Here is a 9,412-nt window from a genome sequence, read left to right on the forward strand (position 1 = left end):
CGCCGACAAGTGACGTGCGGTCCCCGTGACCGGCAGACCGGCTGGACCTCTGGTCACGAACAGGACCGATACGACAATACCGGGCAGCTGCGCAGTCTGGTGCGGCACAGTCCGATCATGCCGGGTATGCGGCGGCTCAGCAACGGTCGCACACCCGGTAGCCGCCTTTTCGCTTGGGTTCTCATCGGGCTCCACCTCGCGGTGCGTTTATCCGCGGCACACGGAAGGTACGACATGGCTTCAACGCACGAACATGCTGACCACACACACGGCGAAGGATGCGGTCATATGTCCTTCATTCATGAGGGACACGTCGACTACGCACACGACGGTCATTTCCATCGGACCGTGGGCGAACAGACGCACGAGTGCACGAAGGACGGGCATGAACCGCATGGCGAGCATCCGCACGAACACCACAAGGGCTGCGGGCACGTGGCCGTGCCGCACGGCGACCACGTCGACTATGTGCATGACGGACATCGGCACGCTGCGCACGGCGACCACTGGGACGATCACTGACCGGAGTGCGACAGGCGTCGGCCGGTGAGTGGCACGCCAGTGCACCGCCGCGGATGACCGCGATGGCCGTGCCGGCCTTGAGCCGGTGTCCGTCACATGACCGACCACAGCCCGGCGAGGGTGCCCGCTCGGGACAGGCATACAGAGCCCATCCCGAGCCTCGGCACGTTTGAGACGGGGCTGCTCGGCACGACCACACCCGGTTCGGTGCGGTGGCCATCAGCTCGGGTTTCTTTCGCGGCGGATGCATGACCTTCCGGCGCCGTTCACGGACCTCGTTGCCGCGCTTGCGCAGGATCCGGTACAGCGTCGCCTCCGGGCGCAGGTAGACGCTCGGTCGGGCAGCGCCACGCAGATCTCGGCAGGCGCCGTGTCGACGAACTCGCTCGGCCGCAACACAACTTCCTCGACCGCCGTCAGGGCCCGCGGATGCCGCTGGCGCTCCCGCTTCGGCCGCGCCGGGGCGGGAGACTTGCGCGGTGCTGCCTACACGATGTCGCCCGGCTCGGTCCGACCGGGCAGGGACGGCGGCGGTTCCAGGGCCTCGGCGCGGGCGGCCTCGAAGACCCCTTCCACTGCCGGCTGCGGCAGCGTGGTGGTGGCCGTCACCGCTTCGCGCCCGTCCGTCTCGTCGTTGCCCGTGGGGAGTCGATCCAACAGCACTGAGAGTCTTCCCCGCACTTCAATGACGGTGCGGGCTTTGCCCAACTCGCTGCGGGGCTTGGCGTTTGCGGCTCCGAGCCGGGCGATCTCCTTCTCTCGCGGATCCGCCTTCAGTCGGCCCGCAGGAACGCCGAGCGCTGCTCTCGCACCCGCTGCCCGCTTGATCGGGGTGTCACCTGCGGATCCGGGGCCGTGCTCGTTGGTGTCGGCCACTACAGCACTCCTCCTTCTCCACCCTCGACTCGATGGATCATCCGGTATGCCTGGCTTGAGTCCCTTTGGTAGAGGGGGCGGGATAGCGTCTCCGGCGCCAGACCCAGGCGGTCGTGGCCGCAGCTGTGCACCACACTGCCAGGGTCAGAAAAGGCGTGACGTACTGGTGGTCGTTGAAGTAGACGGCTGTGTGCTGGGCACTGACCGACGCCCCAGGGGGCAACCAGCGGCCCAGCGATCGCGTCGGTTCGGGCAACAACGCCGGCGACACGGCTCCGCCCGAGGCCGGATTGCCGACCATGACCAGCAGGAGCCAGGTCGGGAGGATCGCCCATCGGCCGACGAGTACGTGGAACGCGGTGAACACCAGCCCGCACGTGAACATCGTGAAGGCAAGGATCGCCCATGACTCGACGGCAGGCAGGTCGAGGACGTGCAGCATCCAGTCGACGACCGCGCAGATCGCCAGGGCGCCGAGCGCCGAGTAGCAGGCGATGGCCAGGACCCTCTCATGGAGGCGCAGCTGACCGGCGTGCGCGCTCAGCTGGGCGGCACCGATGAAACCGAGAACGACCGCCGCCAGGGTGATGTAGAAGATGGCGAGGCCCTGGGGGTCCCCTGCCTGCAAGGGACGCAGTTCGGTGGTGTGCAGCGACACACCGACCGCTTGAGCGGCAGCGGGAGCCTGTTGCTGCAGGACGCGGGCCACAGAGGCACCCGCGGCGGGGACCAGTTGCAGAGCCACATCACGGTCCGAACCCGTCTTGTTCCGCACCAGTGCGAAGACTTCTTGGGCATCGACGGCGCGCAGCGCGGAGGCTTCGTCCGGGTAGACGCGCACGGTCAGTTCTGTGTTGAGGCGGTCGTCCCAGGCGGTGATGAACCGCTCGTTGACGTGGTCGCGCTCCAGTGTCCCCACCGGTACGCGGTGCGGTGTCGGATGGGCGAGGTTGAAGCTGTAGGAGCCGGCAAAGAGACCGGCCGCGACGGCAACGAGGACAGTGATGACGATTGCAGGCGCGGTGCGTCGGAACACGTGCCCGGTGCGGCGCAGAACCCCGCGCCACGACATCCAGGTCACCACGCCCGCCGCATACCCGGGCACTGCGGGGGTGTGATGGAAAGGGGCATCACGAGGGGGGTCATACCGTCATCACCACTTTGCCCACCACGTTCCCCTCCGCCAGGAGCTGGTGGGCCCGCGGTGCCTCGTCCATGGGCACGATGTTTCCGACAACCGGACGGATCCGGCCGTCAGCCACCATCGGCCACAGATCCGAACGCACCGCATCGACGATCGCCGCCTTCTGGCCGAGGCTGCGGGACCTCAACGTCGTAGCCGCCACGGATCCACGTTTCGCCATCAATTCCCCGATGCCGAGGACCGTGGACGAGACGTCCCCACCGATCATCACGATGCGCCCGTCTGGGGCCAGGCTGCGTATGTTGCGGGCCAGATAGGGCGCTCCGACGATGTCCAGAATGACATCCGCACCGCGCCCGTTCGTCGCCTTCGAGACGGCGGCGGCGAAGTCCTCCTCGCGGTAGTTGATCGCGGCATCGGCTCCGAGCGCAACGGCCTGGGCCACCTTGTGTGGTGTTCCCGCCGTGGTCAGCACGTGGGCACCGAGAGCCTTGGCCCATTGAATGGCCAGGCTTCCGATACCGCTGGTTCCGCCGTGGACCAGAAACGTCTCACCGGGCTGCAGACGGGCGAGCATGCCGATGTTCGAGTACACGGTGCAGGCAGCTTCTGGCAGGGAGGCCGCTTCCTCGAATGACAGCTCCGCCGGTTTCGCCAACAGCTGGGTCGAAGGCACGGCAACGGCCTGGGCGTAACCGCCGCCGTTGAGCAGGGCGCACACCTCGTCCCCGACAGCCCAGCCGTCGACTTCGCTGCCGAGGGCGCTGATCGTTCCCGAGCACTCCAGACCCAGGAGAGGCGAGTCGTCCGGCGGGACCGGGTAAAGCCCCTGGCGTTGGAGGAGGTCGGCATTGTTGACGCCACTGGCCCTGATCTCGATGACGACTTCGCCGGGCCCGGGCCGCGGCGTATCCACGTCGGCCCACTCCAGGACGTCAGGCGGTCCGGGGTACCGCACGACAACGGCCTTCATCATTGTGTTCATCTCATCTGCCTCATATGCGGAGTTGCTGTTCTGTCGCTGCTCAGGCGGCCTGATCTGTGCGCTGTTCGCGTTCGCCGATGGAGGACGTGAGCTATACGGGACGTGCCCGTTTGTGACCGAGGTGCCCCAGACGTGCTCCGGGGTCGGGCATGGTGGGGATGAGGTGTCGGCCCCAGGTGCTGTTGACGAGGCCCGCGAACGACGCGTACCAGGCAAGGGCGGCGGTTGCGAACCCGAAGGCACCGCCGACGCGGGTCACGGCGGAGGACTGCACGAACTGCGCCAGGGCCAGGAGGGTGAAGGTGATGGTCGCCGAGGTGAACAGAGCCAGCAGCGCCCCTGTCGTTCGGAGCGTGGCGACGGTCAGGTACAGCGTCAGCACGGCCCACGGCAGGATGAACAAGCCGGTGGCCACGTGCGCTTCGTCCGCCGGCAGGGTGTCGACGACGAACCGGCCGTACAGGGCGTAGGCCATCCAGAAGGTGCCGTAGGAGCAGAAGGCGGTCGCGCCGAACGTGGATCCCTGCCTGAACTCTGCGGCGCCGGCGATCAGTTGGACGACACCTCCGAAGAAGAAAGCGAGAGGGAACACGGCGGGTGTCAGGGCAGGATCGACGCCGACGTAGAAGAAGCTCAGCATGAAGGTCGCCGTGCCGAAGGCGGCCAGGCCGAGGGGCGCCGGTTCGGCTGGGGCGCGGGGGGACGGGGTGGACAAGGCGACTCCCGGAGGGTGCGTTCGGATTGAGAGATAGGGGGCGGAGGGGGCAGTGGCTTTCCGATCCGGTCCCCGCCGGGGAGCGAGGTCTGGCGTCCTGTCAGGACGCATCCGGTCGCACGGCGGCCGTTGCGGCCGGAGTGATGGTGACCTTGACGTGTTTCATGAGGGGCTGGTCGCTCTGTGTGCTGTAGTCGCCGATGGCGCACAGCACGTTCATCTCGGGCATGTAGCCCGCTGCGCAGCCCTGCGGGATGTCGTAGGGGACGGCGAGGAAGCCGTTGAGACCTCGTTCGGTGCCGTCCTTGGCGGTGGAGACGATGTCCACCGGGCCGAACGCACGGATTCCGCGCTCCCGCATGTCTTCGGTGTTCATGAAGACGAGCGTGCGGAGATTCTTGATGCCGCGGTACCGGTCGTTGTCGGAGTAGATCGTGGTGTTCCACTGGTCGTGCGACCGGATCGTGGCCAGGACCAGCGTGCCGGTGGCCGGAAGGACGTCGGGCAGTTCGGCGTGCGAGAATTCTGCACGTCCTGACGGAGTGAGGAACACCCGTTCGCGTGCGGGTTGGTGGAGACGGAATCCCAGCGGCTGGCGCACGCGCTGGTTGAAGTCCTCGAACCCCTCCAGGGCCTGGGCCATCGTGTCCCTGATGCGGTCGTAGTCATCCGCGTAGCTCTCCCAGGGGGTGGCGCTGTCGGGGAGTGCGGCGCGGGCCATCCCGGCGATGATCGCCGGTTCGGACCGGAGGGCGGGGGACGCGGGTCGCTTCATTCCGCGGGACAGGTGCACCATGCTCATCGCGTCCTCGACGGACACGCTCTGCAGACCGCTCCGCTGGTGGTCCTTCTCGGTTCGGCCGAGGCAGGGAAGGATCAGTGCTCGGCGGCCGTGCACGAGATGGCTGCGGTTCAGCTTGGTGCTGACCTGGACCGTCAGGTCGCAGTTCTGCAGACCGGCATACGTGTACGGAGTGTCGGGGGCCGCCAGGGCGAAGTTGCCGCCCAGACACACGAAGACCTTCACCTCGCCGCGGTTCATGGCCTCGATCGTGCCCACGGTGTCCAGACCGTGGTCTCGGGGTGGGGTGAAGCCGCACGCCTCGCCCAGGCGTTCGAGGAACGCGGGAGAGGGCCGGTGGTCGATGCCGCAGGTGCGGTTGCCCTGGACGTTGCTGTGGCCCCGCACAGGTGACGGGCCGGCGCCCGCGCGGCCCAGGTTTCCGCGCAGCAGAAGGAGGTTGACGATCTCCCGGACAGTGTCCACGCCGTGTTCGTGCTGGGTCAGCCCGAGGCACCAGCTGATGATGGTGCGCTCCGAGGCCAGATAGATGTCGGCCGCCTTGGCGATCTCGTCACGGCCGACTCCGCACTGACGCTCGATGGTCTCCCACGATGTCGCTGCGCACACCGCACGATAGGCCTCGAAGCCGCTGGTGTGCTGCTCGATGAAGGCCTGGTCGACGGCCGCGGGATCGACACGTGCGGCATCCAGGACGGCCTTGGCCATGCCGCGCAGCAGGGCCATGTCGCCGCCGATGCGCGGTTGAAGATTCAGCGTGCTGGTAGGGGTGGCACGAAAGCGGGCCATCTCCATGAACTCGTGAGGGACGATGGTGCTGCCTGCGGCCGCCTCGATCATGGGGTTGACGTGCACGATCTGTGCCCCGCGCCGGTGGGCCTCGGCCAGTGAGGTCAGCATTCTCGGGGCGTTGGAGGCGGCGTTCACGCCGAAGACGAACAGTGCGTCCGCGGACTCCCAGTCGCTCAGGTCGACGGTGCCCTTACCGGTTCCGATGGATGCCTGCAGAGCCCGTCCGCTCGCCTCATGGCACATGTTGGAGCAGTCCGGCAGGTTGTTCGTGCCCAATTCCCGGGCCAGCAACTGATACAGGAACGTACCCTCGTTGCTCAACCGTCCCGACGTGTAGAAGGCGGCCTGGTTCGGGTCGTCGAGAGCGCGCAGCGTCTCACCGACCATGGCGAACGCCTCGTCCCACCCGATGGGCACGTACCGGTCACTCGCCACGTCGTAGGCCATCGGCTCGGTCAGCCGGCCCTGGTTCTCAAGGTCGAAGTCCGACCACTCCATCAACTCCGTCACGGTGTGCGCCGCGAAGAACTCCCGGTCGACCCGTTTACGGGTCATCTCCCAGGTGACGTGCTTGATGCCGTTCTCACAAATGTCGAGGTGCAGGCCCTTACGGTCGTCCGGCCAGGCGCACCCTGGGCAGTCGAACCCGCCGTTCTCGTGGTTCATGCGCTGGATGGCGCGCGTGCCGGCCACCAGACTGTGCTCGCGCACCAGGAACTGTCCGACGCTCTTGGCGGCGCCCCATCCGGCGGCGGGATGCGGGTAGGGGCGACGCTGCGGCGTCCGGTCTGCGGACCCGGTGTCGTGGTCGTTGTCGGTGGTCATCGTGTTCCTTCTTCCCCTGGCTTGATTGTGGGCCGACCGGCGGGAGAAACCGCACCGCTTCCGACGTCGTCCGGGTGCTGCACCCCGTGAACCTCTGACAGCGAGGCGAGAGTCAGGCCGGGGGGCAGGTCGTCGCCATGGATGATCAGGGTCGGGCAGGCGGCGTGCTCTGCACACGCGGCGCTGACCGAACCCAGCAGGAGCCCCGCGAACCCGCCGTGACCCCGGCTTCCGAGGATGAGCATCCTCGCCCCCGCGCCGGCAGAAAGGAGAGCGGCCGTGGCGGGCCCTTCGAGCACCGTGAGCCGAATATCCGACGGCTGGTCGTCACCGAGCACCTCGGCGCAACAGGCTGTGAGCATGGCTCGCGCCTCCGCGACGGGGTCCCAGTCGTCCGCGACGCCGGTCCAGGAAGAGGGGTTCTGCCAGGCGGTCACGGCCTCCAGGACGCTCCCGGTCGTCCGCGCCATGAAAAGCCCCCAGACCAGAGCCCGTTTCGAGGACGAGGAGCCATCCACACCGACGACGATCCGGGGTGCGAGAGAGGGCACGGCTTGCGTCATCGGTGTTCGTCTCCCTTGTGTGCCAGGGTGTTGGCCTTCGGCGAAGGACCCTGCCCGGACGGCCCGGCGTGGCACGCGTCGGCGCACACATCGACGGCCGCGGAGCCGGTGCCGGGCGCGCGCCCCGACACGGCCTCCAGCGCGGCAGGGGTTCTGGCCCGAGAGGACCCGAATGTGCTGATGAGAGCCAGCAGCGCGAGAAGCATCACGGCGATCCCGTAGATGTAGGCAGCCCTCTCCACTCCACCGCCGTACACGACGATCACTCCCGCCACGACGGTCGGGAGGCCGAAGCCCAGGTACGAGATCAGATACATCACGGACAGCAGTCCCGATCTCTGATGCGGTTCGGCAAGGGGGACGACGGTACGTACGCCCCCCTGGAAGCCGGCTCCGAATCCGACGCCCGCGACCGCTGTGCCGGTGAAGAACAGCCCCGCCGATCCGGCCGCGACGGCCAGCAAGGTGAGGGCTACGCCCGCGATCAGGGCCACGGTGCCGATCCGCATGGTGGTACGCGGTGTGGCGGAGCGCAGTACCAGAACGGTCGATGCTCCGCTGGCCGTGAGAGTGAACAGCGCCAGTCCGCCCAGGAGCGCTCCCTCACCGGAGACGACGCCCCGGACCAGTGCAGGGCCCAGCGAGCCGTAGAACCCCGCCGGGGCCCAGACGGCCAGGACGACCGGAGCGACCCGCAGCAGCGGGCCGCGCGCCTGCGCCGGCACCGACCAGGTCACGCGCAGGGAGCGCAGCGCGCCCGGTGTGCGGGCCGCCGTCTCCGCCATGAGGACCACCCCGACGGCCTGCAGGACGTAGATGCCGAAAAGGATGTGGTACACGAGATGAGTCGGCTGCGGAGCGTAGGTCACCAGCAGCCCCGAACCCAGGGCGCCCACGGCGGTCCCGGCAGCCGGTGTCACCGCGTTGGCGAGGGTCCCCGCGGAACGCCGGATGTCGATCATGCCAGCGCCGACGGCTCCCACGACCGTGCCCGTCGCGAGTCCTTGGAGGATCCTGGCGCACAGCAGAGCGGGAACGCCGTCAGCGGCCGCGAAGACCACGACTGCCGCCGTCTGGACGACGATCGAACCGAAGATCACGGGCCTGCGGCCGACATGGTCCGACAACGAGCCGACGACGAGGAGCGCCAGCAGGATGGCCACCGCGTACACGCCGAAGATCACTGTGGTGGTGATAGGTGAGAAGTGCCACTCCTGCTGGTACGTGGCGTAGAGCGGGGTGGGCGCGCTGGCCCCCGCGAGGAAGAAGACCACCACCGAGGCCTGAAGGCCGAATGCCGGCCAGGGACCCAACCGCCGGGGCGGCGAAATCGCCCGGCCCTCCACTGTCGTCATCGGGACTCCTGCTCTGTGGAACACGTGAACGCGATCGTCGAATCAATGGGGTCGGAGGAGGGCCGACGGCCCCGTACCGTGCCGCCTGCCGCGGTCGGTCCGGAAGCGTCGGTGCCGCGACGGCCGACGCGGAGACAGTCGCTGGGAAGCTGTTCAAGGCCGTGAAATCCATCGCCGGATGACTGGTGACCTTGTTGGTGTAGGTCAACGTGCCGTCGCCGTTGTCCGCGACCGACAGGTCCCTGATCCCTCGCTGGCGTGGTGTTGGATCACCGGTCTCCTGCCGATCATCTCCACGTTGAACGACGTCGGTCGGCTGCCGTCGCGGCAGCGGAGCGCCTGGCAGGGGGCCAGTTGCCGGGACCACGGGCCAACCGTCCCGCCCTTGTCTGTCGTCATCGGGACCGCTGCTGCGCGGGACGCGGATGCGGTCCCTGCGTGGAAGGACGGGAGCGGGCGGTGGCCCGTGGGAACGCGGGGTGTGTGTTCTCAGTCCGGGAGGGTGCGGGCCGCGATGGCCGAGGCGCTGATGGCCGCGGGGAAGCCCGCGTAGAACGCGATCTGTGTGATGAGCGCGCCGAGTTCGGCCCGTGTCACCCCGTTGTCGACGGCGCGCCGCAACTGCGCGGGCAGTTCTTCGGGGCGGTAGAGCGCCACGACCGCGGCGACGGTGGCGATGCTGCGGTCCCGGGGGCTGAGAGCGGGATCCGCCCACACCTCGCTGTACAGGGGGTCCTCCACCAACTCGGTCAGGGCCGGGGTGAAGGCGCGGGCCATCTCGCGCGGCGACAACGGCGTGGAAGGTGTCTCGGGCTGCGTGGTCATCACGAGCT

General features: G+C 68.2%; 9 protein-coding genes. All 9 read right to left on the minus strand.

The genetic code is table 11. The features are described from left to right. Positions 1–240: 240 nt before the first annotated feature. Positions 241–519, minus strand: coding sequence for a hypothetical protein (locus AQJ11_RS52470; protein ID WP_159061698.1), 279 nt, complete (start codon positions 517–519; stop codon positions 241–243). A gap of 489 nt (positions 520–1,008) precedes the next feature. Then, positions 1,009–1,398, minus strand: coding sequence for a hypothetical protein (locus tag AQJ11_RS49330; RefSeq protein ID WP_159061699.1), 390 nt, complete (start codon positions 1,396–1,398; stop codon positions 1,009–1,011). A 37-nt stretch (positions 1,399–1,435) separates the two neighbouring features. After that, complete coding sequence (locus tag AQJ11_RS28875; RefSeq protein WP_244218383.1) at positions 1,436–2,482, minus strand: ABC-2 transporter permease; 1,047 nt, start codon at positions 2,480–2,482, stop codon at positions 1,436–1,438. Between the two features lie 58 nt (positions 2,483–2,540). Continuing rightward, positions 2,541–3,515, minus strand: coding sequence for an NAD(P)H-quinone oxidoreductase (locus AQJ11_RS28880; RefSeq protein WP_059265268.1), 975 nt, complete (start codon positions 3,513–3,515; stop codon positions 2,541–2,543). Between the two features lie 103 nt (positions 3,516–3,618). Then, on the minus strand, positions 3,619–4,242 hold the full coding sequence (locus AQJ11_RS28885; protein WP_059265110.1) for an acetate uptake transporter: 624 nt from the start codon (positions 4,240–4,242) through the stop codon (positions 3,619–3,621). A gap of 100 nt (positions 4,243–4,342) precedes the next feature. Further along, positions 4,343–6,661: an FdhF/YdeP family oxidoreductase gene (locus tag AQJ11_RS28890; protein ID WP_059265111.1), complete on the minus strand. Its 2,319-nt coding sequence runs from the start codon at positions 6,659–6,661 to the stop codon at positions 4,343–4,345. Further along, entirely contained in the window at positions 6,658–7,224 is a 567-nt protein-coding gene (locus tag AQJ11_RS28895; protein WP_059265112.1) for a universal stress protein, read from the minus strand. The genes AQJ11_RS28890 and AQJ11_RS28895 overlap by 4 nt, the downstream gene beginning before the upstream one ends. Further along, positions 7,221–8,579 (minus strand): MFS transporter, encoded by a 1,359-nt coding sequence (locus AQJ11_RS28900; RefSeq protein ID WP_079082445.1) that lies wholly within the window; start codon positions 8,577–8,579, stop codon positions 7,221–7,223. Before AQJ11_RS28900 ends, AQJ11_RS28895 begins: the two co-directional genes overlap by 4 nt. Positions 8,580–9,068: 489 nt before the next feature. After that, positions 9,069–9,412: carboxymuconolactone decarboxylase family protein (locus tag AQJ11_RS28905; protein WP_341846295.1), on the minus strand; the 344-nt coding region annotated here is incomplete at its 5' end.

It is taken from the genome of Streptomyces corchorusii (assembly GCF_001514055.1).
GTDB classification, from domain to species: domain Bacteria; phylum Actinomycetota; class Actinomycetes; order Streptomycetales; family Streptomycetaceae; genus Streptomyces; species Streptomyces olivaceoviridis.